Raw genomic sequence first — 24,594 nt, 5'->3', positions numbered from 1 at the left:
CGCATGACGACCCCGCCGCCGGCGGGGTTTCTTCCCGCAATTCAATTGCACACAATTGAATTGCCAGCTACATTTCTGCCCATGCCCACCGCGCCCACCCCCGACGAACTGCTCAAGCTGGACAACCAGCTGTGCTTCGCCGTCTATTCGGCGTCGCTGGCCATGACCAAGCTCTACAAGCCGCAGCTCGAAGCCCTGGGCCTGACCTACCCGCAGTACCTCGTCATGCTGGCGCTGTGGGAGCAGAACGGCCTGGCGGTCTCCGCGCTGGGCGAGCGGCTGTCGCTGGATTCAGGCACCCTCACGCCGCTGCTCAAGCGGCTGGAGGCCGCGGGCTTCGTGAACCGGGTGCGCGACCTGGCCGACGAGCGCCGCGTGCACATCATGTTGACACCGGCCGGGCGCAGGCTCAAGGCCCGCGCCGCGCGCGTGCCGGCCTGCCTGCTGGCAGCCAGCCAGTGCTCCATCGATGAACTCGTCACGCTCACGCGGCAGCTGCAGGCGCTGCGCGAGCGCGTGAAGGCGGCCTGAGCCCGCAGCTCCCCGGGCGCCGCCTCCAGGATCTCTCCCCGCTTCATTCCGAAGCCCTTTCAACCGACCTCCAAGGAACGACCATGACCACGCAACTCGACAAGGTTCTGTACACCGCCGAAGCCCACACCACCGGCGGCCGCGACGGCGGTGCCGGCAAGTCCTCCGACGGCGCGCTGGACGTCAAGCTGAACCCGCCCGGCTCCGGCAAGGCCGGCACCAACCCCGAACAGCTGTTCGCCGTGGGGTATGCCGCCTGCTTCATCGGCGCCATGAAGGCCGTGGCTTCCAAGGTCGGCGTGAAGGTGCCCGAAGACGTGTCCATCGACTCCAACGTCTCCCTGGGCCCCACGAACGGTGGCGCCGCCTACGGCATCGCCGTCAAGCTGACCATCCACCTGCCGGGCCTGGACGGCGACGCCAAGAAGAAGCTGGTCGACACCGCCCACCAGGTCTGCCCCTACTCCAACGCGACGCGCGGCAACATCCCGGTCGAGCTGGTGATCGCCTGATGCACCGAAGCCCTGTGCGCCGCGCGCGGCCGGGGCTTCGCCGCCTCATCCCGTGCAGGTGATTGCATGACCCGCTGGCTCGCGCCCGGCCTGGCGCTGCTCGTGGCGCTGGAGCATGTCTACATCCTCGTGCTGGAAATGTTCTTCTGGAACAAGCCCGCCGGCATGAAGGCCTTCAACCTCACGCAGGAGTTCGCCGACGCCACCGTGGCGCTGGCCGCCAACCAGGGGCTGTACAACGGCTTCCTGGCCGCCGGCCTCTTCTGGGGCGTGCTCACGCGCCGCCGGGACGTGACGGTCTTCTTCCTGCTGTGCGTGGGGGTGGCCGGCGTCTTCGGCGCCGTCACGGCCGCACCCAAGATCTTCTTCGTGCAGGCCCTGCCGGCCCTGCTGGCGCTGGCCGCCACGCTGTGGCGCAAGCCTTCGGCCTGAGCCGCGGCGAGCGGGCGCGCCCTCTTGCGCCCGCGCCTTTCGCCGCGCCCCTTGCGCGTGCGGCCGGCCGTCACCCAGGCGACGGCCCGCCGCACGCCACGGTGGCGCCTGCCATGCCTCGGCGCTAAGGTGGCAGCCTCCCCAGCCGCACGGAGCGCCCCATGCCCACCCTCGATTTCCTCGTCCGCAAGACCGACCTGACGCTGACGCGCGTGCGCGAGCGGGAAGACATGCCGCTGGCGCCAGGCCAAGTGCGGGTGGGCATCGACGCCTTCGCCCTCACGGCCAACAACGTCACCTACGCCAGCTTCGGCGACGCCATGGGCTACTGGCAGTTCTTCCCGAGCGGCGAGGCCGAATGGGGCAGCGTGCCGGTGTGGGGCTTCGGGCGCGTGCTGCAGTCCACCCACCCGGGCGTGGCGGTGGGCGAGCGGCTGTATGGCTTCTTCCCGACGGCCTCGCAGGCCGTGCTCACGCCGGGCAAGCTCACGCCCGAGCGCATCACCGATGCCTCGCCCCACCGCGCCGAACTGGCCGCCGTCTACAACCAGTACTTCCGCTGCGCGAGCGACGCGCTCTACACCGCCGACACCGAGGACGTGCAGGCCCTGCTGCGGCCGCTGTTCATCACGTCGTGGCTGATCGACGATTTCCTGGGGGACAACGGCTTCTTCATGGACGGCGCCGACGCCCCAGGCAGCCGGCCCGTGGCCGTGCTGTCCAGCGCTTCGAGCAAGACCGCCTACGGCACGGCCTTCGCGCTGGCGCAGCGCGGCCAGGTGGACGTGGTCGGCCTGACCTCGGAGCCCAACCGCGCCTTCTGCGAAAGCCTGGGCTGCTACACGCGCGTGCTCGGCTATGGCGAACTGGCGCAGCTCGATGCGCAGGCGCCCACCGTCTACATCGACTTCGCCGGCAACGGCGAGCTGCGCCGCCGCCTGCACGAACGGCTGGGCGGCCTGCGCTACAGCATGGTGATCGGCAACACCCATGTGGACCAGCGCGCGCCGCAGGGCGAAGCGAAGACCCTGCCCGGGCCGCGCCCCACCTTCTTCTTCGCGCCGGCGCAGATCAAGAAGCGCACGGCGGAATGGGGCACCGAGGCCTTCGGCCAGCGCCTGGCGCAGGCCTGGCGTGCGTTCACGGCGCGCGCCACGGACCCCGCCCGGCCGTGGCTGCGCGTGGCGCGTCACGCCGGCCCCGAGGCCCTCGCGGCCGTGTGGCAGGAGGCGCGCGAGGGCCGGGGCGACGCACGCTGCGGCCACATCGTGTCGCTGAAGACGCCGGCGGCCTGAGCGCGCGGCACGGCGGCCGGCGCGCGCCGACAATGCGCCGATGCCCGACACGACCGCCTCGCCCCATCCCTACGCCAGCCTCACGCCCGACACGGTGCTGGACGCCCTGGCCACGCTGGGCCTGTATGGCGACGGCCGCCTGCTGCCGCTCAATTCGTACGAGAACCGCGTGTACCAGATCGGCGTCGAGGGCCTGGAGGACCGGCGCACCGTGGTGATCAAGTTCTACCGGCCCGGCCGCTGGAGCGATGCGCAGATCCAAGAAGAGCATGACTTCGCCCGCGAACTGGCGGCCGCGGAGGTGCCCATGGTCGCGCCGCTGCCGCTGCAAGGCCGCACCCTGCATCACCATGCCGGCTTTGCCTTCAGCCTCAGCCCCTCGCGGGGCGGACGCGCGCCCGAGCTGGACGACTTCGAGGTGCTCGAATGGGTGGGCCGCTTCCTGGCGCGCATCCACACCGTGGGCGCGCGCCAGCCCTTCGCGCACCGGCCGGCGCTGGACCTCGCCACCTTCGGCACCGAGCCGCGCGACTGGCTGCTGGCGCACCGGATGGTGCCGCTGGACGTGCAGGCAGAATGGGCCGCGGCCTGCGACCGCGCGTTGGCGATGATCGCCGGCACGCCCCTCGCCGACCCGGCCGGCGGCGGCCTGCGCACGCTGCGGCTGCATGGCGACTGCCACCCCGGCAACATCCTGTGGACTCCCACCGAGCACGAAGGCGGCGGCCCGCATTTCGTGGACCTGGACGATGCGCGCACCGGCTTCGCGGTGCAGGACCTGTGGATGCTGCTGTCGGGCGACCGCGCGCAGCGCACGGCCCAGCTGAGCGGCCTGCTCGACGGCTACGAGCAGTTCCGCGACTTCGACCGCCGCGAGCTGGCGCTGATCGAGCCGCTGCGCACGCTGCGCCTGCTGCACTACAGCGCCTGGCTCGCACGGCGCTGGGAAGATCCGATCTTCCCGCGCACCTTCCCGTGGTTCGGCTCCAGCGACTACTGGAAGGGCCAGATCCAGATGCTCGAAGACCAGTGCGAGGCGATGGCCGAGGAGCCGCTGTACGCCTGAGCGGCGCCCGGCCGGGTCAGGGCGCCTCCACGTCGCCCGGCGTGCGCGCCGCCACGCCCGCGCGGCGCACCACCACCACGCCCGGTTCGGCGGCCGGCCGGGCGACGGAGGGCGGCGCGGGCCGCGCCTGCGGGTCGTAGAGCACCGCCGACGGGCCGCCCAGGCCCACGCCCACCGGCCCGGCGCCGATGCCGACGCCCGTGCCCGCCACCACGCGGCCCGAGCCGTTCACGCTGACGCCGGCGCCGACGGGCCCCCAGCCCGTGCCCACGCCGATGGACGGCCCGCCCGCGCCGACGCCCAGATTCAGCGACAGCCCCGGCAGCACGCCGATGCCGATGCCCACGCCCGACGACGCGCAGCCGGCCAGCACCGCCAGACACGCGCCGGCGCCGAGGGCGCATGCCAGGCGCAGCGCCCGGCCCGCATGCCCGCGCGCGGCCGCAGGCGCCGCCGCCGCGGCGCCGGACATGGAAGGCGGTGAATGAGGGGGCATGGCCGCTCCAGGGACGAATGAAGCCGCATCATCGCGCAGGCGGCCCGGCCTGCCTGCGAAAAGGGCACCCGCAGGTGCCCTTCTGGTCGCCGGCGCTCGCGCCGCGGCGCTGTGGGGCCGCCGCGCGCGGCGGCCCGTTTCACACCAGCAGCGCGTTCACGCGCCGCACGTAGGCCGCCGGATCGTCCGGCAGGCCGCCCTCGGCCAGCAGCGCCTGGTCGAACAGGATGTTTGCCAGGTCGTCGAAATGGGCGCTGTCGCCTTCCAGCTTCCTGACCAGCGGATGCTCGGCGTTCACCTCGAGCACGGGCTTGACCTCGGGCGCCTTCTGGCCGGCCTGCTTGAGCATGCGGGCGAGCTGCATGCTCATGCCGTGGTCCTGCACCACCAGGCAGGCGGGCGAATCGACCAGGCGCGTGGTCACGCGCACGTCCTCGGCCTTGTCCTTGAGCGCTTCCTTGAGCTTCTCCAGCACGGGCTTGAAGCCTTCGGCCGCTTCCTCGGCCGCCTTCTTCTCGGCCTCGTCCTGCAGCTTGCCCAGGTCCACCGCGCCCCTGGCCACGCTCTGCAGCGGCGTGCCGTCGAACTCGTGCAGGTAGTTCAGCGCCCATTCGTCCACGCGGTCGGTCATCAGCAGCACCTCGATGCCCTTTTTCTTGAAGAGCTCGAGCTGCGGGCTGTTTTTGGCGGCGGCCAGGGTGTCGGCGGTGATGTAGTAGATGGCCTCCTGGCCCTCCTTCATGCGCGCCTTGTAGTCGGCGAAGCTCACGTTCACGGCGTCGCTGGTGGTGGACGCGAAGCGCAGCAGCTTGGCGATGCGCTCGCGGTTGGCGAAGTCCTCGCCCAGGCCTTCCTTGAGCACCGAGCCGAACTCGGCATAGAACTTGGCGTACTTGCCGGCATCGTCCGCGTGCGCGGCGGCGGCTTCGGCGGCCGGTTCGACGGTCTTCTTGTCGACCACGTCGGTGACGCCGCCGGCGTCCTGCGCGGTCGGCTCGGGCGCGGGCGTCGATTCGCCGGAGCCGATGTCCACCTTGCCTTCGGCGCTCTCGGGAGCGGCCTTCACGGCCTTCTTCGCCAGGTCCTCCAGCATGCCGAGCACGCGCTTGGTGCTGCCTTCGCGGATGGCCTTCACGTCGCGGCTTTCCTGCAGCAGCTCGCGGCTCACGTTCAGCGGCAGGTCGGCCGAATCGATCACGCCCTTGACGAAGCGCAGGTAGCCCGGCAGCAGCGCCTCGGCGTCGTCCATGATGAAGACGCGCTTGACGTAGAGCTTGACGCCGCCCTTGTGGTCGCGGTTCCACAGGTCGTGCGGCGCCTTGGCCGGGATGTACAGCAGCTGGGTGTACTCGGTGCTGCCTTCCACCCGGTTGTGGCTCCAGGCCAGCGGCGCCTCGTAGTCGTGGCTGATGGCTTTGTAGAACTCGGCGTACTGCTCGTCGCTGATGTCCTTCTTCGGGCGCGTCCAGAGGGCGCTGGCCTTGTTGACCGGCTCCCACTCGCCCGTGGGCACCATCTCGCCGCCCTTGTTGTCCTCGCCCTCCTTCCACTCTTCCTTCTCCATCAGGATGGGCAGGGAGATGTGGTCGGAGTACTTGCCGATGACCTGCTTGAGCTTCCAGGCGTTGAGGTATTCGTCGGCATCCTCGCGCAGGTGCAGGATGACGCTGGTGCCGCGCTGCGCGCGCGTGATCGTCTCGACCTCGAAGTCGCCAGCGCCGCCGCTCATCCAGCGCACGCCCTCTTCGGGCTTGAGGCCGGCGCGGCGCGACTCGACGGTGATCCGGTCGGCGACGATGAAGCCCGAATAGAAGCCCACGCCGAACTGGCCGATGAGTTGCGCGTCCGCCTTCTGGTCGCCGGTCAGGCGGCTCATGAAGTCCTTGGTGCCGCTCTTGGCGATGGTGCCCAGGTGGTCGATCGCCTCCTGCTGGCTCATGCCGATGCCGTTGTCGGTGATGGTCAGGGTGCGCGCCTTCTTGTCGAAGGCCACGCGCACCTCAAGGCTGGGCGCGTCTTCGTACAGGGCGTTGTTGTCCAGCGCCTCGAAGCGCAGCTTGTCGCAGGCATCCGATGCGTTGGAGATCAGCTCGCGCAGGAAGATTTCCTTGTTCGAGTACAACGAATGGGTGACGAGGTGCAGCAGCTGCGCCACCTCGGCCTGGAAGGAATGGCTGGTCTTGCTCATGTCCGGGTCAGGTTGAGGAAGGAGGTTGGAAAAAACGGAAACGCCCCGCAGATGGGGGCGTTCACCGCATTATCAAGGGCGCCCGAGAGCGCCTGGACGCGCCTGGACGCGCCTGGCGGCTCAGCGCGGCAGCGCCTCCACCTCCCGGGTCCAGCGGTCGATCAGCCGCTTGCGCTCGGCCGACTTGCCGTACTTCTCGAAGTCGTACTTGATGAGCTTGACGCTGTCGATGGACGGAATGCGCGGGTCGGCCTTGAAGGTCTTGTTGGCCGGCGTCTGGAAGCTGCCCACCGTGGCCCCCACGGCCTGGCCGGCCGGGCTCATGAGCCAGTCGTAGTACTTCTGCGCGTTGGCCCGGTTGCGCGCGCCCTTCACCAGTGCGATGCCGCCGATCTCGTAGCTCGTGCCCTCGCAGGGCGCCGCGGTCTTCACCGGGTACTTCTCGAGCTTCCACTTCTCGAAGTTGAAGGCGAAGGTGACGCCGATCGCCACCTCGCCCTTGGCCACGTTGGGCGCCTGGGCCTGGCCGCTGCGCGTGTAGGTCGTGACGTTGCGGTGCAGCTTCTTGAGGTAGTCGAAGGCGGGCTCCTCGCCCATCTGCTGCACCAGGCCCGCGATCACGGTGTAGGCCGTGCCGCTGGAGGCCGGGTGCGAGATCTCGATCTCGCCCTTGTATTCGGGCTTGATCAGGTCGGCCCAGCACTTGGGCTCGGGCAGGCCCTTCTTCTTGAGCAGTTCGGTGTTGTAGCCGAAGCCGATGGTGCTGGTGTAGAAGCCGCCGACCTGGTTGCCGCTCATGGCGTACTGGCGCACGGACCACTCGTGCAGGTCGTTGATGTAGGCCGGGCGGTAGGCCTCGAGCAGCCCCGCTTCGGCTGCCTGCAGGAAGGGATCGCCCGTGCCGCCCCACCAGATGTCGGTTTTCGGGTTCTGCGCCTCGGCGCGCAGCTGGGCGCCGATCTCGCCCGTGCCCTTGTGGGCCTGGTTGACCTTGATGCCGGTCTGCCGCGTGAATGCGGCCGCGGCGGCTTCGCACCACGGGGCATCGGTGCTGCACAGGGCGTTGACCACGCCCTGGGCCTGCACGGCCGTCGCCGTGCCGCAGGCGGCAATGGCCCAGGCGAGGGCGGCCAGCGGCCGCGCAGCGGGCCGGGGATTTCGAGTTGTTGTCCTGTTCTTCATGGGCACTCCTGACGACGAGGCGGCGATTGTGCGCGGCACGGCGCCAGGCTCCACCCGGGCCACTCCCGACGCGCCGGCGCCACAGCCTGCACGGGCGCTGCGCCGCGTGACGAAGTTCCTGCCGCGCGCCAATTCATCCTGTTACAGCGGCAGGATGTCCGGGCAAGCCCTCTACATTCGCCGCGGCGCTGCGAAGACAGCGCTTTTTTCGATGGTTCACGACGAGGAGATCCGCATGGAACACAGCAACATTCAAAAATGGTCGGCCGAATTCCTGGGCACTTTCTGGCTCACCTTCGGTGGCTGCGGCAGCGCCGTGCTGGCCGCCGCCTTCCCGAACGTGGGCATCGGCCTGCTCGGCGTGTCGCTGGCCTTCGGGCTGACGGTGCTCACGGGCGCCTATGCCTTCGGCCCCATCTCGGGCGGCCACTTCAACCCGGCCGTGTCGGTGGGGCTGGCCGTGGGCGGGCGCTTCCGTTGGGCCGAACTGCCGGGCTACGTGATCGCGCAGACCCTGGGCGCCATCGTGGCCGGCTTCGTGCTGTACCAGATCGCCACCGGCAAGCCCGGCGCGGACGTGGGCGGCTTCGCCACCAACGGCTTCGGCACGCATTCGCCCGGCGGCTTCAGCATGACGGCCGCAATCTGGACCGAGGTGGTGCTCACCGCCGTGTTCCTGCTGATCATCCTGGGCACCACGGCCAAGCGCGCGGCCGCCGGCTTCGGCGGCCTGGCCATCGGCCTGGCGCTGACGCTGATCCACCTGATCTCGATTCCCGTCACCAACACCTCCGTCAACCCGGCGCGCAGCACGGGCGTGGCCGTGTTCGGCCCGTCCATCGCCATCGAGCAGCTGTGGTTCTTCTGGGTCATGCCCATCGTGGGCGCAGCCCTCGGCGCGCTGATCTACAAGGCCCTGCTGGCGGGCCGCGAGGACTGACGCGCGCCGGCCGCGCGGCATCAGCGCGGCGTCAGCGTGGGGATGGCCGTGAAGGCGCACGCGCCACGGCCCCGCGCTGGCGACGCGCATAGTGCGCCAGCAGCCGCTGCGCGGCCCAGGTGCTGAACAGGCCGCACAGCACGCCGGCCAGCAGGTCGGCCGGGAAATGCGCGCCCACCACCATGCGCGAGAGCACGACCCACAGCACCCACAGCACCCACGCCACGAGCGCCGCGCGTCTCGCCAGCCCCGCCACGCCCCAGAATGCCGCGGCCACCAGCGCCGCGAAGGTGGCATGGCCGCTGGGGAAGCTGCCCGAGGTCTCGGGGTGGCCCAGCACGCGCACCGCCTGCGCGCCCAGCGCCGCCGGGGGGCGCGGCAGGTGCAGGCCGTACTTGAGGGCGCCGACGAGCGCCATCGCGATCACATAGCCCAGCGTCAGCACGAGCAGCAGGCGCAGCACGTTCTCGCGCGGCGGCCAGGCGGCCGGCAAGCGGCGCGCATGGCGCCACGAGGGCGCCGCCGCGATGGCGATCAACACGGCCGCCACCGCGGGGAAGTTCCAGAAGTTGCCGAGCGCGGAGCCCAGCCGGGACAGCGCGTCGAACACCGCCAGGTGGTGCCGGTTGATGGCCAGGAACAGCGCCTCGTTGAGGCCGAAGAAGTGGTAGAGCTGGGCGAACGGATGCACGGCAAGACCCGGGCGGGGAAGCGGGAGAGGCAGGGGCGCGGTTCAGAAGCGCTCGTGCGCGCCCAGGTAGCGCCACTGCCCCTGTGGCAAGTTTCCCAGCATCACGCGCCCGATGCGGATGCGCTTGAGGCCCACCACTTTCAGGCCCACCTGCTCGCACATGCGACGGATCTGCCGCTTCTTGCCCTCGGTCAGCACGAAGCGCAGCTGCTCGGGGTTCTGCCAGTCCACCCGCGCCGGCTTCAGGCGCTGGCCGTCCAGCGACAGGCCATGGCGCAGCCGCGCCAGCTGCTCGCGCGGAAACACGGCCTGCACATCGGTCGTGCGCTCGGTGCCCTGGTGGATGCAGCTCACGCGCACCAGGTATTCCTTCTCGATGCCCGAGTCCTCGCCGATCAGCTGGCGCGCCACGCGCCCGTCCTGCGTGAGCACCAGCAGGCCCACGGAATCGATGTCCAGCCGGCCCGCCGGCGCCAGGCCGCGAAGCTGCGGCGGCGAAAAGCGCTGCGGGCTCGGGTCTTCGCGCCAGTGGCTGCGCGGGTGGATCAGCGCCACCGCCGGCTCGTGGCCGTCCTCGGCCTGGCCGCTCACGTAGCCGACGGGCTTGTGCAGCAGGATGGTGACCTGCTGCGCCTGGTGGCCCTGCGCCTGCTTGTCCACTTCCACGCGGTCGGCCGGCGTGACCTTCACGCCCATCGCCGCTACCTGGCCGTTGACCTTGACCCAGCCCTGCTCGATCCAGAAATCGGCCTCGCGGCGCGAGCACAGGCCCAGCTCGGCCATGCGTTTGTTCAGGCGGACGGGCTCGGCGGGCGTGGACATGGGACGGACGATGGCGGCAAGGACGACGGGGCTGTAATTGTCGTGCAGCCGCCGTGGAGCGCGCGGTGGAAAACGGGCCGGCTCAGAGCCTGTTCAGTGTCTCCAGGGGGTCGCGTTGGGGCGCAATCGGGAGGCGATCTGCGTTGCGGCGCGCCGCATGGGCGGGTGCCCACGCAAGCGACGCGGCGCTGAGCGGGCCCGATTTCGCCCCAACCCTTCGGGCAGCCGCCTTGGAGACACTGAACAGCTCTCAGGCCGCCGGCGTCCAGCCGCCCCCCAGCGCCTTGTAGAGCGCCAGCAGGTTGTCCAGCTGCGTTTCGCGCAGGCGGATCAGCTCGATCTCGGTCTGGTAGAGGCTGCGCTGCGCATCCAGCTGCTCCAGGTAGGGCGCATAGCCGGCCTCGTAGCGGTCGCGCGCATAGCCGACCGAGCGCGCGAGGATGGCGCGGCGCTGCGCCGCGTGCTCCATCTGCGCCGCGAGGTGCTGCACCCCGACCAGGGCGTTCTCCACCTCGCCGAAGGCGGCCAGCGCGGCCCCACGGTAGGCATAGGCGGCTTGGTCGCGCTGCGCCGAGGCCGCCCCGTACTGGGCGTCGAGCCGGCCGCCGTCGAAGAGCGGCGCCAGCACGCTGCCGCCCAGGCTCCAGACCTGGATGGGGTTGTAGCCCAGCGCGTTCGCGTACAGCTCACCCAAGCCGGCCGACAGCGAGACCTGCGGCAGGAAGGCGGCGCGGCGCGCGGCCAGCGTGGCGTCGCTCGCGGCCAGCAGTTGCTCGGCCTGCGCCAGGTCGGGCCGCCGGCGCAGCAGTTCCGACGGCAGCGTGGCCGGCACCGCCGGCAGCTGCAGCGCGGCGAAGCGGGCGGCCCCCTGTTCGACGGCGTCGAGCGCGGGCAGGCTGGGCAGTTCGCCGGCCAGCAGGCTCAGGGCATTGTGCTGGCGCGCGACGGCCAGCTTCAGCTGCGGGATGGCCTGCTGCACGGTTTCGTATTCGGCCTCGGCCTGCGCCAGCTGCGCCTGCGAGCCGTAGCCCAGGCGCGCCTTGTCCTGCGCCAGGCGCAGCGCCTCGGCGCGCGAGGCGGCCGTGGCGCGGGTCTGCACCAGCTGCGCATCGAGCGCCAGCAGGCCGATGTAGGCCTGCGTGGTCTGCGCCGCGACGGACAGCGCCACGCCGTCGCGCTCGGCCTGCGTGGCCGCGAACTGCGCCTGCGCGGCCTGCGCCTGGGCGCGCAGCCGGCCCCACAGGTCCAGTTCCCAGCTCAGCTGCAACTGCGGCTGCGCCACGCGCGAAGTGGTGATGCCGCCCGCCGTGAGCGTGTGTTCGCCCTTGCCGCCCAGCACGGCCGACAGCGCAGGGGCGCGCGCCGCATCGGCCAGCGCCAGCTGTGCGCGGGCCGCTTCCACGCGGGCGGCTGCGGCGCCGATCTGGCTGTTGTGCGCGAGCGCAGCCTCGACCGTCCGCGACAGCGCGGGATCGCCGAAGCGCTGCCACCATTGCGCCTGCAGCGGGTCGTCGCGCACCGCGTCCCGGGGCTGCGCGAGCCACTGGCTGGGCGCGCGCACCGCCGCCTCGGCCGGCGCGGCGCGGTGGGCGGGCATGCAGCCGGCGAGCAGTGCGGCGGCCAGCACTGCCGGCATGGCGCGGCGCAGCCCGTCCACGGACCGGCGCGGACGGCCGGTCATGGCAGCCTCCCGGCATCGCCCATGTCCAGCGCCGCATGCGCGGCCGGCGCGCGATCGGCGGCCGTGTCCACATGCGCCAACACCGACATGCCCGGACGCAGGCGCGCCGCGGCGGGCTGGCCCGGATCGATGGCGATGCGCACCGGCACGCGCTGCACCACCTTCGTGAAGTTGCCGCTCGCGTTGTCGGCGCGCAGCACGCTGAACTCCGAACCCGTGGCCGGCGCGATGCGCTCCACGTGGCCGGTGAGCACCGCGCCTTCCAGGGCGTCCACGGCAAAGCGCGCGGGCTGCCCCGGCTGCACATGGGCCATCTGCGTTTCCTTGAAGTTCGCCACCACCCACAGCTGGTCGGGCACCAGGAAGAAGAGCTGCGAGCCGGCCGTCACGTACTGCCCGGGCCGGGCCGAGGCCTCGCCCACCTGGCCGTCGCGCGGGGCGCGCACCACGGTGTTGGCCAGGTCGATCTCGGCCAGGCGCAGCTGCGCCTCGGCCGCCGCCACCTGCGCCTGCAGCCCGGCGCGCGAGACCTGCGTGGCCTTGATCTGCTCGGTGCCGATGGCGATGTCGGCGCCGGCCTTCTGCACGTTGGCCTGCGCCAGCTGCGCCGTGGCGCGCGCCTGGTCGCGCTCGCGCAGCGACACGGAGCCGCGCTGCGCCAGCTCCTCGGCGCGCGCGAGGTCGGTGCCCGCGCGCGCGGCCTCGGCCCTGGCGGCCGCCTGGGTCGCCCGCCGCGCCTGCAGGCTGGCACGGTTCTGCGCCTGAGCCTGCTCGGCATTGGCCAGCTGGGCGCGCGCGGCCTCCAGCTGGGCCCGCGCCTGCTGCACCTTGCCGGCATAGATGCGGTCGTCGATGCGCAGCAGCACGTCGCCGGCCTTGACCTGCGCGAAGTCCTGCACCGCCACCTCGGCCACGTAGCCGCTGACCTGCGGCGCCAGCACCGTGACCTGGCCGCGCACGTAGGCGTCGTCGGTGTGCACCACGGCGGTGGCGAACGGGCCCAGGCGCCAGGCCCAGAGCACCAGGGCGATGCCCACCAGCGCCACGCCGGCCATCAGGCCGAGCGTGCGGCGCGAGGCCTTGATGAGCTTGGGCGGCGAAGCCGGGGCGGTGCGCGCCGCAGGGTCCGGCGCCGGGCTGGGCGACGCGGCCTGCGCGGGCGCGCTCGCGCCGTCGGGCAGCGGGCCGGACGCCTCGGTGGCGTCCGCTGGGGCGGGGTTCGGGGTTCTTTCAGTCATGATGGGAAGCTCGGTTCAGGGCCGGCACGCGCCGGCGGCGGCACGGCCGCGAAGGATCAGGAGGAAGAAGGCGCAGGCGCCGGCGGCGGGGCCGCCGCGGGCGGGCCGGCGGCCTGGCGCCGGGCGGCGCGCCGCATGCGCGCGGCGCGCCACAGCATCCAGCCCAGATAGGCCATGGCCAGGGCGCCGATCAGCGTGAACACGTCGTTGAAGGCCCGCACCGCCGCCTCGCGCCGCACGGTCTGGCCCAGCTGGGCCGTGCCCTGCGCGGCGCGCTGCACCGGGTCGGCCGCCACGGCGCCGTACATGCGCTGCTGCTGCGCCAGGCGCTGGGCGACCTGCGCCTGCGTGGGCTGCACCTGGGCGGCGATGGCCTGCGCATGCACCGTGGTGCGCTGCGCCTGCAGGGTGCCCAGCAGCGACGGGCCGGCCAGCCCGCCCAGCGCCTGGGTGACGGCGAAGATCACGACGAAGCTCACCATGTGGTCGGCGCCGTGCTGCAGCGCCTGCATGAGGCCCGAGAGCATCAGCGGTCCCAGGAACATGGCCGTGGCGAAGGACAGCAGGAACTGGCTGGCATAGAAGTCGTGCGGCCGGCTCAGGCTGGTGGACTGGTGGTCCATGAAGCCCGCGAGCGCGATCAGCACCACCGAGGCCAGCAGTTGCAGCGGCACGGCCTTGGGGCCGAAGGTGATCGCGCTCACCGCCGTGCCGCACAGCATGCCCAGCAGCATCACGCCGAACAGCGGCTGCAGCTGATCCGGGCCCATGCCCAGCGTGCGCAGCAGGCCGACGGCGCCGTAGCTCTGTTCGGCCAGCAGGAAGCGCATCATGAGCGCCCCGAACACGAAGGCCAGCGTCTGCGTGTTGAGCAGCCAGCGCAGCTGGATCAGCGGCCGCGCGCGCCGGTACTCATGCATCGCGGCCAGCGTGAGCAGCACGATGGCACCGGCCAGCGCCCAGGCCAGCCAGGCCGTGTCCAGCCACCAGCCGTTGAGGCCCTGCGCCAGCACGGCGCCCAGCAGCGCCACACCCGGCGCCACGAGCGCGAAGGTGAGGAAGTCGGCCTTCTCCAGCACGTGGATGCGGATGCCCACCGGCAGCTTGAGCGACACCACGCCCGCGAAGGCGCACAGCGCCAGCCCGCCTTCGAAGGCATAGAGCACGCGCCAGTCGGCCTGGTCCATGAGCGCGGGCGAGATCACCCAGGCCAGCGGCGTGGCCAGCTGCGTGAGCCCCATGCCGACCACGAAAGCGGAGCCCACGCGGCTGCGCGGCAGGGCCTGCAGCATGTAGAGCATGGCCAGCGTGCTGGCGGCCGCGCCCACGAAGCCGCTGGCCCCGCGTACCAGCAGCGCCATGGCATAGCCGTCGATCACCAGGTGCGCCAGCGCCAGCACGGCGTACAGGCCCAGGGCCAGTTCGGCGAACAGCCGCATGCCGAACTGCTGGCGGAACTTGAACACCAGCAGGTTGGCCGTGACGTTGACCATCACGTAGGCCGCCGGCAGCCAGGCGCCTTCGGCGGGCGTGAGCCCGAGCTGGCCCTGGATGACCGGCAGGTTGGCCGTGATCAGCGCCGAGCCCAGCCCCCCGGTGAGGCCGACCAGCACCGCCACGAAGGCATAGGCGATGCGCGTGGGCCAGGCATGCGAGATCGCGGCCGGCGAGCCCGGCAGGAAGGGCTTCTCGTGCGGCTCCCAGTCGGGCAGCGGCGCGAGCACGCGCGGCGTGGCGGCGGCGGTGCTCATGGCGCCGGCTCCCGCACGCGAAGGCCGTCCAGCAGCAGCTCCAGCGCGCGACGGCCCATGCGCCGGCGCTGCTGTAGCGTATGGCCGCGCAGCAGCGCGCCCACCATGCCCACGGCCAGCACGAAATCGGATTCGGCGAAATCGGCCCGGCAGCGCCCGGCGTGCACGGCGCGCTCGATCAGCGGCCGCACCATGCGGCCCAGCCGCGCCTGGGCTTCGCGCACCAGCGGATGCTCCCGGTCGATGGCGCGCCAGTAGTCGGTGATGGGCGCCGAATCGGCGATGCGCTGCGCCATGTAGACCAGCAGCTCGAACAGGCCCTCCTCGTGGCCGGCCAGGCGCTGCGCCTCTTGCTCGATGCGGTCGAGGTTGCGCCCCATCAGCGCCTGCATGAGCGCGCCGCGGTCCGGAAAGTTGCGGTACAGCGTGGCGCGCCCCACACCCGCGCGCTCGATCACCAGTTCGAGCGGCGCATTGACGCCGTGCTCCGAGAACACGGCCGCCGCCGCGTCGAGCAAGGCGGTGCGGCGCAGCTGGGCATCGGTGCGCAGGGGGCGGTCGGGTGTGAGATCGGCCATGGCCGTGATTCTCCCATAAGTGGACATTTTTGTCCGGTCACGGCCAAGACCCTGCCCGGCGCGTGGATGCGGCCGGCGCGCCCGCCTGTCGCGCAGCGGACGCGCTACGGTCGCGGCCTTCCTATGATTCCCGCCGCCCGCGCGCCACGCCGGCCGCGGCCCCTCATCCCCACCCTGCCCGCCCTGGAGACGCCATGCCCCTGCAACTTCGCTCCCTGATCCGCCCCGACGCGACGCTCGAGCTCTCGCTGGTCGAGGTGCCGCGGCCCGAGCCCGCCACGCCCGACGAAGTGGTGCTGCGCATGGAAGCGGCGCCGCTCAACCCCTCGGACCTCGGCCTGCTGTTCGCCGGCGCCGACATGCGCCAGGCGAAGGCTTCGGGCAGCGCCGAGCGGCCGGTGATCACCGCCCCGCTCTCGCCGGCCGTGATGGCGGCCATGGCGGCGCGCGTGGGCGAATCGATGCCGGTGGGCAACGAAGGCGCCGGCACCGTCGTGGCGGCCGGGTCCTCGCCCGCCGCGCAGGCGCTGCTGGGCCGCCGCGTCGCCGCGCTGGGCGGCGCCATGTATGCCGAATACCGGGCCGTGCCCGCCGCGCAATGCCTGGCGCTGCCCGAGGGCGCCACGGCCGTGCAGGGCGCTTCGTGCTTCGTCAACCCGCTCACCGCGCTGGGCATGGTGGACACGATGCGCCGCGAAGGCCATACCGCGCTCGTCCACACCGTGGGCGCGTCCAACCTGGGCCAGATGCTGAACCGCATCTGCCTGAAGGACGGCGTGCCGCTGGTGAACATCGTGCGCCAGCCCGCGCAGGCCGCGCTGCTGCGCGAACAGGGCGCCGCGCACGTGGTCGACAGCAGCTCGGCGAACTTCCAGGCCGAGCTGACGGAAGCCATTGCCGCCACCGGCGCCACACTGGCCTTCGACGCCATCGGCGGCGGCAAGCTCGCGGGTCAGCTGCTGCTGGCGATGGAAGCCGCGATCCTGCGCCGCCCCGGCCAGGCCTACAGCCGCTACGGCAGCGACGTGCACAAGCAGGTGTACGTCTACGGCAGCCTGGACCGCGGCCCCATCGAGCTGGCGCGCGGCTTCGGCATGAGCTGGGGCGTGGGCGGCTGGCTGCTCTTCCCCTTCCTGCAGAAAGTGGGGCCCGAGCGCGTGCAGCAGCTCAAGCAGCGCGTGGCCGACGAGCTGACCACCACCTTCGCGAGCCACTACACGAAGGAGCTGACCTTGGCCGAGGCGCTGAGCCTGGAGGCCATCGCCGGCTACGCGAAGATGGCCACGGGCGAGAAGGCGCTGATCCGGCTGTGAGCCGCTGCGGGGTCGAGCCGGCGCATCGAGCTCATGCCGGACGCGCCGCGCTTGGCGCGGCCGACCGGTTTACGAGAACGGCGGGCTGCCGCGCACGCAGCGCTTCGACGCGGTGCGCGCCCGCGCCGCCGCGAAGGGGTGCACTTCGCGGACACGCAGGCGCCCTGACCCTGGGCGCATGGCCCGCGCGCGCTGTCAGTCACGCAGGCGACCGCAGCCGCGCGGCGGCAGTCGCCCAACTGACTGCGGCGCCGCGCGGCCTGTTCCGACACTGCGCGGGTCCGCTCGAGGCGGACAGCATCAAGGAGACCCGTTCATGTTCAAGCCCACCCTGGTGGCCCTGGCACTGGCCTGCGCCTTCGGCGCGCACGCCCAACAACAACAGACGCTGAAGATCGCGCTCATCGACCCGCTGAGCGGCCCGATGGCCGACGTCGGCAAGATCTTCGAGAACCACCTGCGCTTCGCAGCCGACAACATCAATGCGGCCGGCGGCATCGACGGCATCAAGCTGGAAGTGCTGGCCTTCGACAACAAGCTGTCCACGCAGGAAAGCCAGGCCGCGCTGCAGGCCGCCGTGGGCGCGGGCGTGAAGGCGGTTTTCGTCGGCGGCGGCTCGGCCACCGCCACGGCCGTGATCACGGCGGCCAACCGCAACAACGAGCGCAACCCCGACAAGTCGGTGCTGGTGTTCAACTTCGGCGGCATCGACCCCGACCTGGTGGGCAAGAGCTGCTCCTTCTGGCACTTCATGACCGACGCGCAGGTGACCATGCGCATGAAGGCCTACGCGGACTTCGTGAAGAAGACGCCCGACATCAAGAAGGTCTACTTCCTCAACCCCGACTACAGCTTCGGCCGCCAGTGGACGGCCTTCGGCAAGAACCTGCTGGGCGAGGCGCGCTCGGACCTCCAGTTCGTGGGCGAGGATTTCTTCCCCACCGGCACGGTGAAGGACTTCGCGCCCTACATCGCCAAGATGCGCGCCGCGGGCGCCGACACCGTCGTGTCGGGCAACTGGGGCAACGACATGGCCCTGATGATCAAGGCCGCCGGCGAATCGGGCTACAAGCTGCGCATCCTCACGCACAGCAGCGCCAATAAGTCGACCATGATCGCGCTGGACGCCGCGCCCACGGTCAAGCTGAACATGATCGGCGAATGGTTCCCGGGCGCCGACAACGCCACGGCCGCCAAGCTGGAAAGCGCCTTCGAGGCCAAGTACAAGGAAGCCTTCTACCTGGTGCGCCTGTCCACCGCCACCGAATTGCTGGCCCAGGGCGTGCGCAAGGCCAAGTCCACCGATCCGAAGGCGATCGCGTCGGCGCTGGAAGGCATCTCGTACAAGTCCATCCTCGGCGACGTGAGCGTGCGCAAGGAAGACCACCAGTTCATGGCGCCGCAGTACGTCTACACCAACCACAAGGTGGACGGCAAGACCGTGAAGAAGGGCTTCGACGGCACGAACCAGGGCTTCGTCGCGGAATCGCTGACCCCGGTCTCGGCGCTGGCCGTGCCCAACACCTGCGAGATGAAGCGCCCGGCGGGACTCTGAAGCCATGACCTCCCGCCCCTGGCTCAAAAGCTACCCCGAAGGCACCAGCTGGAACGCGCCGCTCCGGCTGACGGCACTCACCGCCCTGCTGGCCGACGCCGTGCGGCAATGGCCGCAGCGCATCGCGCTGCGGCAGCACGGCGTGGTGCTGGACTACGCCACGCTCGCGCAGCACGTGCAGCGCGCGGCCGGCGGCCTGCGCGAGCTGGGCGTGCAGCCCGGTGTGCACGTGGGCCTGTACCTGCCCAACGTGCCGCAGTACATCGTGGCCTTCTTCGCCGTGCTGCAGGCCGGCGGCACGGTAGTGAACTATTCGCCGCTGGACGCCGGCCAGACCCTGCGCCACAAGGTGGAAGACAGCCAGACGCGGCTGATGATCACCTTTGACGCGCCCGAACTGCTGGGCAAGATGGAGGCCATCGCGGGGCACGGCACGCTGCAGACGCTGGTGGTGGGCCGCGCGGACGACTTCGCGGCCGTGCCCGCCGCCGCCACCGCCGTGCAGCCGGCGCCCGCGTGCCCTTCGCCGCGCTGCTGGCCGCGGCCCCGCTGGCCCGGCCGCATGTGCCGGCCGACATCACCACGGCCATCGCCGTGCTGCAGTACACCGGCGGCACCACGGGCCAGCCCAAGGGCGCGATGCTGAGCCACGCGAACCTGAGCGCGGCGGTCTCGCAGGTGTGGCACACGCTCGTCGCCTCGGGCACGCTGGCCGAAGGCGAGGAGCGCTTCCTGGCCGTGCTGCCGCTGTTCCACATCTACGCGCTGGTGGTGAACATGCTGTTCGGCCTGTCCATCGGCGCCGAGCTGTCGCTGCACCAGCGCTTCGACCTGGACGCCACGCTGCGCGAGTTCGTCGAGCGTAAGACCACCGTCTTCCTGGGCGTGCCGACCATGTACGTGGCCTTCACGGGCCACCCGGACATCGAGAAGCTGGACCTGTCCTCGCTCAAGTTCTGCAACTCGGGCGGCGCGCCCATCGCGGCCGAGGTCTACCAGGCTTTCGTGCGCATGGCGCAGTGCCGGCTGCAGGAAGGCTGGGGCATGACCGAGACCTGCACCATGGCCACCGCGTCGCCGGGCTTCAGCCACTACCGGCCGGGCTCCTGCGGCATTCCGGTGCCGGGCGTGGACGTGAAGGTGATCGACCTCAAGGACCAGCACGACCTGCCCGAGGGCGAGCACGGCGAGCTGTGCATCCGCGGCCCCAACGTGATGGTGGGCTACTGGCGGCGGCCCGACGCCACGGCCGAGGCCATGACCGCCGATGGCTACCTGCGCACCGGCGACGTGGGCTACATGACGCCCGAGGGCTTCGTCTACATCGTGGACCGCACCAAGGACATGCTGATCTGCGGCGGCTTCAACGTCTACCCGCGCAACATCGAAGAGGCGATCTACAAGCACCCCTCGGTCGAGGAAGTGATCGTGATCGGCATTCCCGATGCCTACCGCGGCCAGTCGCCCAAGGCCTTCATCAAGTTCAAGGCGGGGGCGCAACGCCCGACGCTGGACGAGCTGAAGCGCTTCCTGGGCGACTTCCTGGGCAAGCACGAGATGCTGCAGGCGATGGAAGCGCGCGACGAGCTGCCGAAGACGGCGGTGGGCAAGCTGTCGAAGAAGGACCTGCAGGCCGAGGTGGCGCGTTGAGCGTTGAGCGTTGAGCGGGATGAAACACCCCGACTTCACAGGGCTGTTCACGCTCGACGCCAAACGCTCAACGCATCACGATCGCCCGCCCGCCTCGCGCCGCACCAGCCGCACATGCGCCCAGGCCAGCGCGATGGCCAGGGCGGTGCCGCCCCAGTAGTCGACCGGCGCGCCACCCAGCCAGTGCGGGTGCCAGGTCACGATCTCGGGCGTGAAGCGCGCCAGACCGTAGGCCGGGTTGAGGACGAACCAGAGGAAGTCCTCCGTCACCCAGAACACGGCCACGCCGGCGACGGACAACACCACGTCGCTCCAGCGCCAGCGCGCGCTGAAGGCCAGCGGCATGAAGAAGACCAGGATCATGAAGCTGAAGACCCAGGCGTGGTAGCCGGTCATCGCTCGCCCACCCCAGAAGAGATCGAGCAGCCAGTGCTTCTCGATGCGCCAGGTGGGCAGCGAGGTGGCCCAGCCCGCACCGCCTTCGATCTGGATCTCGGCGTTGGCGAAGAAACAGGCCATGAGCATGGCCCAGGCGTAGAAGATGACGATGCGGCGCCAGGGACGGGCCACGGCTTGCGGGTCGTGGCATGCGCTCATATCGCGGCCTCTGCGGATGCCGGCGCGCCCAGCACATGCGTCAGCACCGCCCGCGCCGCCTGCGGCCGGCCCAGCGCCCGGCTGCGCGCCGCCATGGCCTGCAGCCGCGGCGCATCGGCCATCAGCCGCGCCACCTTGTATTCCACGCCGATGCCGTCCCAGGCCAGCCAGGCCGCGCCCTCTTCCATCAGGTAGCCCGCGTTGTGCTCCTCCTGGCCCGGAATGGGCGAAGTCAGCAGCATCGGCCGCCCCAGGGCCAGGCATTCGGCAATGGTGAGGCCGCCGGGCTTGGTCATGACCAGGTCGGCGGCGGCCATGAGCCTTTCCATCTCGTTCGTGAAGCCCAGTGCGCGCAGCCGCTCGGGATGGCGCTGCTGCAGCGCCTGCAGGCCGGCGAGTGCCTGCGCATTGCGCCCGGCCACCGCGATGAGCTGGAAGTCCAGGCCTTCGAGGGCGAGCAGCCGCGCCGCCAGCGCGGGCAGGTCGCCGATGCCCGCCCCGCCCGACGCGACCAGCAGCGTTCGCCGCGCGGCGCCGAGGCCTAGGGCCTGCAGGCAGGCCTCGCGCGACAGCGGCGCGCGCGGCGCGAAGGCCGGCATCACGGGAATGCCCGTCACGTGGATGCGCTCGGCCGGCAGTCCCCGCGCCCGCATGCGGAAAGCCACCTCCTCTGTGGCCGCGAAATAGCCGTCCATGCCCGGCACCAGCCACATGTTGTGCAGGTCGAAATCGGTCACCTGCAGCCACACGGGGCAGTCGATGCGGCCGCGGCTGCGCTCGCGCATCAGCAGCTCGGCCGGCAGGAAGTGCGTGCAGACGATGGCGTCGGGCTTCTCGCGCCGCAGCGCGCGCAGCAGGGCCGTGGCGCTCAGCCGCTCGATGCCGCGCCGCACGCGCTGGGCGGTGGCCGTGTGCGGCGTGCTGTCGCTCTTGGCGTGCAGGTAGGACCAGAGCTCCGGCGCGCGGTGGACCAGGTGGAGGTAGCCCTCGGTGTAGACCTTGCGGAAGCCGGCGGCCACATGCGCCATGGCATCGATGTGCACGGCGCGGCAGCCGGGCCAGCCCAACTCGGCGGTGGCCACCAGGGCCTGGGCGGCACGCACATGGCCGTTGCCGGCGCTCACGCTGAGGGTCAGGAGCTTGGATGCGGAGGCAGTCATGCAAAACGAGGGGAAAGCGGCCGCGCCGATCAGCCGCCGCCGCGCGCCGGGCCGAACTGGCCCTGGCGCAGCGCCGGCAGGTCCAGCACGCGCAGCCCACCATACTCGATGCGGATGACACCCTGGTCCTGCAGGTGGCGCAGCGCCTCGTTCACGCGCTGGCGCGACAGGCCGACCAGGTAGGCCAGTTCCTGCTGCGTGATGCGCAGCACCTCGCCCACCCGCGGGAACAGCACCGGGTTGACCAAGGCGGCCAGGCTGCGCGCCACGCGCGCGTCGGGGTTGTTCAGGCGGTCGATCTCGCGCGCGGCGATGAACTGGCCCAGGCGCTCGTTGAGCTGGCTCATGATGAAGCGGTTGAAGCCGATCGAGTGGTCCAGCAGCCAGTGGAAACTGTCCACCGGGATGCCGGCGACCACGCTGGCGCGCAGGGCCTGCACGTTGTAGCGGTAGGGCTCGCGCTTGAGGGCCGTGCCCTCGCCGAACCAGCCGCCCGACGGCAGGCCCGCGAAGGTCATGGTCTGGCCCTGCGCCGTGTCGGAGCTCATCTTGAGCAGGCCCTCGATCACGCCGAACCAGTAGGTGACGGGCCGGCCCACGCGGCACACATGGTCGCCCGGCCGCGCATTGACCGCCGTGATCTCCGGCAGCACGCCGGCGCGCTCGGCCGGCGTGAGCGCGGGCAGCCACGGAATGGCCTCGAGCTCGCGCGCCGTCGGCGCACGGCGGCGCTGGTGCAGCGAATCGGTGCCCGCATCCGCGCGGCGCGGGGCCTGGGGAAAGTCCGGGGAAGGGGTCACCCTTAAATTGTCGTTGAGCCGACATCCTGGCGTCAAAGCGCGGCCTACGATCCGCCCACTTCTGCAAGGCTGCCGTGTGGAAGCCACCGAGGAACGTGATGGACACCACCTTTCCCCAACTGCTGCGCAAGCATGCCGCCGAACGGCCGGACGCGCCGGCCATGCGCGAGAAGGAGTTCGGCATCTGGCAGACGCTGAGCTGGCGCGAGCTGGCACAGATGGTCGAGCACGCGGCCTGCGGCCTGCATGCGGCCGGCCTGCAGCGCGGCGAGCACCTGGCGGTGGTGGGTGCCAACCGGCCGCGGCTGTACGCCTGCATGCTGGCCGCCCAGGCGCTGGGCGCGATCCCCGTGCCGCTGTACCAGGACGCCGTGGCGGCCGAATGCGTGTTTCCGCTGTCCAACGCCGAGGTGCGCATGTGCGTGGTGGAAGACCAGGAGCAGGTCGACAAGATGCTGGAGGTGCGCGCCCAGTACCCGGCGCTGGCGCGCATCTGGTATGACGACCCGCGCGGCTTGCGCAACTACAGCGAGGAGGGCCTGGCCGGTCTCACCGAGCTGCTGGAACTGGGCAAGGCGCGCGCCGCGCAGGACAGCGGCTTCTTCGCGGCCCAGGTCGCGCAGGGCCGTCCCGACGATGTGGGCGCCATGTTCTTCACCTCCGGCACCACGGGCAACCCCAAGGGCGTGGTTCACACCCACCGCAGCCTGCTCAACCGCGCCAAGGCCGGCGCCGACTTCGACAAGCTCACGGCCGCCGAGGACGTGCTGGCCTACCTGCCGCCGGCCTGGATCGGCCAGAACATCTTCAGCTACTCGCAGTGGCTGGCCTGCGGCTACACGGTCAACTGCCCCGAGTCCGCCGCCACGGTCAGCATCGATCTGAAGGAGATCGGCCCGACCTACTACTTCGCCCCGCCGCGCGTGTTCGAAGGCCTGCTGACCAGCGTGATGATCCGCATGGAGGACGCCGGCCGCATGAAGCGCGCGATGTTCCACCGCTTCATGGACGTGGCGCGCCGCGTCGGTCCCGCGCGCATGGACGGCAAGCCGCTCTCGCTCGCGGACCGCCTGCTCTACGCGCTCGGCGACCTGTGCGTCTACGGCCCGCTGCGCAACACGCTGGGCTTCTCGCGCGTGCGCGTGGCCTACACCGCCGGCGAGGCCATCGGCCCGGACCTGTTCACCTTCTACCGCGCGATCGGCATCAACCTCAAGCAGCTCTACGGCTCGACCGAGACCGCCGTGTTCGTCTGCCTGCAGCCCGACAACGCCGTGCGCGCCGACACCGTGGGCGTGCCCATCGAGGGTGTGGAGATCAAGGTGGCCGACAACGGCGAGATCCTGGTGCGCTCGGCCGGCCTGCTCAAGGGCTACTACAAGAATCCCAAGGCCACCGAGGAGGTGCTGACGGCCGACGGCTGGTACCACACCAGCGATGCCGGCTTCCTCGACGCGAGCGGTCAGCTCAAGATCATCGACCGCGTGAAGGACGTGGGCCGCCTGGCGGGTGGCGCCAACGACGGCGCCATGTTCGCGCCCAAGTACGTGGAGAACAAGCTCAAGTTCTTCCCCTACATCAAGGAGGCCGTGGCCTACGGCGATGGCCGCGCCACGGTCTGCGTGATGCTCAACATCGACTTCGAGGCCGTGGGCAACTGGGCCGAGCGCCGCAACCTGCCCTACGCGGGCTACACGGACCTGGCCGGCAAGCCCGAGGTCTACGAACTCATGCGCGAGTGCGTGGAGAAGGTCAACGCCGATCTCGCGCAGGACGCCATGCTGGCCGGCAGCCAGGTCAGCCGCTTCCTCGTGCTGCACAAGGAGCTCGACGCCGACGACAACGAGCTCACGCGCACCAACAAGGTCCGCCGCGGCTTCATCGCCGAGAAGTACGCCGTGCTGATCGACGCGCTGTACGGCGGCCGGAGCCAGCAGTTCATCGAGACCCAGGTCAAGTTCGAGGACGGGCGCACCGGCAGCGTGAGCGCCACGCTCAACATCCTCGACACCAAGACCTTCCCCGCCGTGCGCAAGGCCGCGTGATATGACGCCCCCACGCGCATCACTTCGTGTATCGCTGCCCCCCGAGGGGGCGCGTCAATGCCTTCGGGCGG

The 24,594-nt window shown here is 71.1% G+C and carries 23 protein-coding genes; 11 read left to right on the top strand and 12 right to left on the bottom strand.

The window, feature by feature from the left end:
• The first annotated feature begins 81 nt into the window (after positions 1-81).
• The 5 genes from LG388_RS10385 (at position 82) to LG388_RS10365 (ending at position 3,836) form a co-directional block, all read left to right on the top strand.
• Positions 82-531 carry a MarR family winged helix-turn-helix transcriptional regulator gene (locus tag LG388_RS10385; protein WP_225782718.1) on the top strand — a complete coding sequence of 150 codons (450 nt, stop codon included), beginning with the start codon at positions 82-84 and terminating at the stop codon, positions 529-531.
• Positions 532-614: 83 nt separating this feature from the next.
• Positions 615-1,043, top strand: a complete 429-nt coding sequence (locus LG388_RS10380; protein WP_225782717.1) for an organic hydroperoxide resistance protein — start codon at positions 615-617, stop codon at positions 1,041-1,043.
• Between the two features lie 66 nt (positions 1,044-1,109).
• A complete protein-coding gene (locus LG388_RS10375) occupies positions 1,110-1,475 on the top strand; it encodes a DUF1304 domain-containing protein (protein WP_225782716.1) in 366 nt (121 codons plus the stop codon).
• 161 nt (positions 1,476-1,636) lie between these two features.
• A complete protein-coding gene (locus tag LG388_RS10370) occupies positions 1,637-2,770 on the top strand; it encodes a DUF2855 family protein (protein WP_225782715.1) in 1,134 nt (377 codons plus the stop codon).
• Between the two features lie 40 nt (positions 2,771-2,810).
• Entirely contained in the window at positions 2,811-3,836 is a 1,026-nt protein-coding gene (locus LG388_RS10365; protein WP_225782714.1) for a serine/threonine protein kinase, read from the top strand.
• Between the two features lie 16 nt (positions 3,837-3,852).
• Here LG388_RS10365 and LG388_RS10360 read toward each other — a convergent pair whose 3' ends face one another.
• The 3 genes from LG388_RS10360 to LG388_RS10350 all read right to left on the bottom strand — a co-directional run bounded on the left by LG388_RS10360 (position 3,853) and on the right by LG388_RS10350 (position 7,702).
• On the bottom strand, positions 3,853-4,332 hold the full coding sequence (locus tag LG388_RS10360) for a hypothetical protein (RefSeq protein ID WP_225782713.1): 480 nt from the start codon (positions 4,330-4,332) through the stop codon (positions 3,853-3,855).
• A 139-nt stretch (positions 4,333-4,471) separates the two neighbouring features.
• Positions 4,472-6,520 carry a molecular chaperone HtpG gene (htpG, locus tag LG388_RS10355; protein WP_225782712.1) on the bottom strand — a complete coding sequence of 683 codons (2,049 nt, stop codon included), beginning with the start codon at positions 6,518-6,520 and terminating at the stop codon, positions 4,472-4,474.
• 120 nt (positions 6,521-6,640) lie between these two features.
• Positions 6,641-7,702, bottom strand: a complete 1,062-nt coding sequence (locus tag LG388_RS10350) for an ABC transporter substrate-binding protein (RefSeq protein ID WP_225782711.1) — start codon at positions 7,700-7,702, stop codon at positions 6,641-6,643.
• 235 nt (positions 7,703-7,937) lie between these two features.
• On the opposite strand from LG388_RS10350, the gene aqpZ reads away from it, so the two are divergent.
• Positions 7,938-8,642, top strand: coding sequence for an aquaporin Z (gene aqpZ / locus LG388_RS10345; protein ID WP_225782710.1), 705 nt, complete (start codon positions 7,938-7,940; stop codon positions 8,640-8,642).
• A gap of 31 nt (positions 8,643-8,673) precedes the next feature.
• Here the strand turns inward: aqpZ and LG388_RS10340 are convergent, their stop codons facing one another.
• The 6 genes from LG388_RS10340 to LG388_RS10315 form a co-directional block, all read right to left on the bottom strand.
• Positions 8,674-9,333 carry a phosphatase PAP2 family protein gene (locus LG388_RS10340; RefSeq protein ID WP_225782709.1) on the bottom strand — a complete coding sequence of 220 codons (660 nt, stop codon included), beginning with the start codon at positions 9,331-9,333 and terminating at the stop codon, positions 8,674-8,676.
• A 42-nt stretch (positions 9,334-9,375) separates the two neighbouring features.
• On the bottom strand, positions 9,376-10,155 hold the full coding sequence (locus tag LG388_RS10335; protein ID WP_225782708.1) for a pseudouridine synthase: 780 nt from the start codon (positions 10,153-10,155) through the stop codon (positions 9,376-9,378).
• 250 nt (positions 10,156-10,405) lie between these two features.
• Positions 10,406-11,836, bottom strand: a complete 1,431-nt coding sequence (locus tag LG388_RS10330; RefSeq protein ID WP_225782707.1) for an efflux transporter outer membrane subunit — start codon at positions 11,834-11,836, stop codon at positions 10,406-10,408.
• Complete coding sequence (locus tag LG388_RS10325; RefSeq protein ID WP_225782706.1) at positions 11,833-13,074, bottom strand: HlyD family secretion protein; 1,242 nt, start codon at positions 13,072-13,074, stop codon at positions 11,833-11,835. Before LG388_RS10325 ends, LG388_RS10330 begins: the two co-directional genes overlap by 4 nt.
• A gap of 56 nt (positions 13,075-13,130) precedes the next feature.
• Positions 13,131-14,825, bottom strand: coding sequence for an MFS transporter (locus tag LG388_RS10320; RefSeq protein WP_225782705.1), 1,695 nt, complete (start codon positions 14,823-14,825; stop codon positions 13,131-13,133).
• Positions 14,822-15,403, bottom strand: coding sequence for a TetR/AcrR family transcriptional regulator (locus LG388_RS10315; RefSeq protein ID WP_225782704.1), 582 nt, complete (start codon positions 15,401-15,403; stop codon positions 14,822-14,824). The genes LG388_RS10320 and LG388_RS10315 overlap by 4 nt, the downstream gene beginning before the upstream one ends.
• Before the next feature lie 194 nt (positions 15,404-15,597).
• On the opposite strand from LG388_RS10315, the gene LG388_RS10310 reads away from it, so the two are divergent.
• The 4 genes from LG388_RS10310 (at position 15,598) to LG388_RS26660 (ending at position 19,921) form a co-directional block, all read left to right on the top strand.
• On the top strand, positions 15,598-16,716 hold the full coding sequence (locus LG388_RS10310) for a zinc-binding dehydrogenase (protein ID WP_225782703.1): 1,119 nt from the start codon (positions 15,598-15,600) through the stop codon (positions 16,714-16,716).
• 316 nt (positions 16,717-17,032) lie between these two features.
• Positions 17,033-18,271: a branched-chain amino acid ABC transporter substrate-binding protein gene (locus tag LG388_RS10305; protein ID WP_225782702.1), complete on the top strand. Its 1,239-nt coding sequence runs from the start codon at positions 17,033-17,035 to the stop codon at positions 18,269-18,271.
• Positions 18,272-18,275: 4 nt separating this feature from the next.
• Positions 18,276-18,917 carry an AMP-binding protein gene (locus LG388_RS26665; RefSeq protein WP_255632152.1) on the top strand — a complete coding sequence of 214 codons (642 nt, stop codon included), beginning with the start codon at positions 18,276-18,278 and terminating at the stop codon, positions 18,915-18,917.
• Complete coding sequence (locus LG388_RS26660) at positions 18,911-19,921, top strand: AMP-binding protein (RefSeq protein WP_255632157.1); 1,011 nt, start codon at positions 18,911-18,913, stop codon at positions 19,919-19,921. Before LG388_RS26665 ends, LG388_RS26660 begins: the two co-directional genes overlap by 7 nt.
• Positions 19,922-19,996: 75 nt before the next feature.
• Here the strand turns inward: LG388_RS26660 and LG388_RS10290 are convergent, their stop codons facing one another.
• Genes LG388_RS10290 through LG388_RS10280 form a run of 3 tightly spaced genes read right to left on the bottom strand, consistent with a single transcriptional unit; the run spans position 19,997 to position 22,478 of the window.
• Positions 19,997-20,518: a hypothetical protein gene (locus LG388_RS10290; protein WP_225782701.1), complete on the bottom strand. Its 522-nt coding sequence runs from the start codon at positions 20,516-20,518 to the stop codon at positions 19,997-19,999.
• Entirely contained in the window at positions 20,515-21,678 is a 1,164-nt protein-coding gene (locus LG388_RS10285; RefSeq protein ID WP_225782700.1) for a glycosyltransferase, read from the bottom strand. The genes LG388_RS10290 and LG388_RS10285 overlap by 4 nt, the downstream gene beginning before the upstream one ends.
• 29 nt (positions 21,679-21,707) lie before the next feature.
• Complete coding sequence (locus LG388_RS10280) at positions 21,708-22,478, bottom strand: Crp/Fnr family transcriptional regulator (protein WP_225782699.1); 771 nt, start codon at positions 22,476-22,478, stop codon at positions 21,708-21,710.
• 98 nt (positions 22,479-22,576) lie between these two features.
• Between LG388_RS10280 and LG388_RS10275 the strand changes: the two genes are divergently transcribed.
• Entirely contained in the window at positions 22,577-24,523 is a 1,947-nt protein-coding gene (locus LG388_RS10275; RefSeq protein WP_225782698.1) for a long-chain fatty acid--CoA ligase, read from the top strand.
• Positions 24,524-24,594 lie beyond the last annotated feature (71 nt).

Source organism: Xenophilus sp. Marseille-Q4582 (assembly GCF_916700565.1).
GTDB lineage: Bacteria > Pseudomonadota > Gammaproteobacteria > Burkholderiales > Burkholderiaceae_C > Xenophilus.
This window is presented reverse-complemented; position numbering and strand designations above follow the sequence as displayed.